Origin of the sequence: Streptobacillus ratti, assembly GCF_001891165.1 — a bacterium.
Taxonomy (GTDB): domain Bacteria; phylum Fusobacteriota; class Fusobacteriia; order Fusobacteriales; family Leptotrichiaceae; genus Streptobacillus; species Streptobacillus ratti.
In genome coordinates, this window is the sequence record NZ_LKKW01000071.1 from 1 (window position 1) to 1,182 (window position 1,182).

The window sequence follows — 1,182 nt, forward strand, 5'->3', positions numbered from 1 at the left end:
ATAATTTTACTATTTAGTTGTCAAACATAAGTTATTAATTTATCTTAAACTTTGTTGTGAGATAATACATATGTAACAAAAAAAATAAAAAAAAGAAAGGTTTCTGCTATAATAAGATTAGGACACCAAATTAAGGAGAAACCTTTCAATGAAAAGTATAACAAAGAAAGTAAAAAAAAGCAATAGAATAATAACAGAAGAATTAAGAATGAGACAAAGAGCAGTAGAATATGCAATAAAGATAAATAATAATGCAAAAGCAGCAATAAAATATAAAACAAATAGAGTACAAATACACAGATGGAGAAAAAGATATGATGGAACAATAACATCATTAATGCCAAGAAGTAGAAGACCTCATTTTCACCCAAAAGCTCATAGAAAAGAAGAAATAGAGTTAATCCTTAATAAATATAGAAGATATAAATTTGAGGGATTAGCAGAGGTATATATGAAGAGTAAAGAAGATGGATATACAAGAAGTTATGATAGTATGTGTAAGATAATAAGAAGAATAAATAAAAGAGAAGAAAAGATAAAGAGAATAAGAATAAAGAGTAATTATGTAGTAGAGAGAGCAACATATCCTGGAGAGAGGGTACAAGTAGATATAAAGTATATACCTAGGGAGAGTATAAAGTTTGCAAGAGGAGATATGAATTATTATCAAATAACGGCAATAGATGAGTATAGTAGGAAGAGGGTATTAAAGGTTGTAGATGAGAAGAGTAATTATCATACATCAGTATTTGTAAAGAGGTTAGAAGAACTTATGGGATTTAAGATAGATAAGATACAGACAGATAATGGGAAAGAGTTTACTAATGGAGAAGATAAGAGGAAGAGTTTATTTGAGAAGACATTAGAGGTTATGGGAATAATACATCAAAAGACAAGGATATATTCACCATGGCAGAATGGTAAGGTAGAGAGAAGTCATAGGGAGGATAGTAAGTATTATTTAAGGAGAGTATTTAGGAGTATAGAGGAGTTAAAAAGAGGAGTAAAGAAGTATTGTAGTAGATATAATAATATAAGGAGAAAAGTACTAAACTTTAAGAGTCCGAATGAGGTAGTAAGAGAGTATCAAAATAGTTTAACAAATTAATAAAAATGTAAAAAAGGTGACTAAGTGGTTAATTACACACTTATACAGAAACTTTTTAAATATTTTGTTACATA

1 protein-coding gene is annotated in these 1,182 nt (G+C 28.0%); it reads left to right on the forward strand.

The features are described from left to right. Positions 1 to 148 precede the first annotated feature (148 nt). The gene (locus BT993_RS06790; RefSeq protein ID WP_072593804.1) at positions 149 to 1,108 is read left to right on the forward strand and encodes a DDE-type integrase/transposase/recombinase; all 960 of its coding nucleotides are present in this window, start codon (positions 149 to 151) and stop codon (positions 1,106 to 1,108) included. The last annotated feature ends 74 nt before the right edge of the window (positions 1,109 to 1,182 follow it).

Bases quoted from the DNA above. Each gene is read 5' to 3' on its own strand.
- BT993_RS06790 (WP_072593804.1), top strand. From the start codon at position 149: ATGAAAAGTATAACAAAGAAAGTAAAAAAAAGCAATAGAATAATAACA.